At 51.3% G+C, this 439-nt stretch carries 1 protein-coding gene; it reads right to left on the bottom strand.

Annotation, left to right across the window (positions count from 1 at the left end; all coding sequences use genetic code 11):
- Positions 1 to 439 (bottom strand): FAD-dependent oxidoreductase (locus tag J502_RS16230; protein WP_034685303.1); only part of this gene is annotated, 439 nt, incomplete at both ends.

The following is a 439-nucleotide window of genomic DNA, read 5'->3' as shown; positions in this document are numbered from 1 at the left end:
GAGCGGATAATGTAATCAAAAGCAGAGAGCGACGCTTTTGCACCTTCACCTGTAGCAATGATGATCTGCTTGTACGGTACCGTTGTACAATCACCCGCCGCAAATACACCTTTTACGTTGGTCTCGTTACGCTCGTTCACCACAATCTCACCGCGGTTACTCAGCTCGACTTCTGACCCTTTCAGAAAGTCAGTGTTCGGCAGCAGACCAATCTGTACAAAGATACCCGCCAGTTCAATTTCCCTGTCCTCTCCAGATACCCGGTCCTGATAACGCAGCGCAGTCACCTGTGAGCCGTCTCCCACCACCTCGGTAGTCAACGCAGACTTGATTACTGTCGTGTTCGGCAGGCTCGCCAGCTTGTCCTGCAATACCTGATCTGCACGTAAAGTATCAGCAAACTCAAGCAGGGTCACATGCTCAACAATACCGGCCAGAT

The organism is Acinetobacter sp. 1294596, from assembly GCF_000582925.1.
GTDB classification, from domain to species: domain Bacteria; phylum Pseudomonadota; class Gammaproteobacteria; order Pseudomonadales; family Moraxellaceae; genus Acinetobacter; species Acinetobacter radioresistens.
The sequence above is the reverse complement of the archived record's forward strand: the minus strand, read 5'-3'. Positions and strand labels throughout refer to the sequence as shown.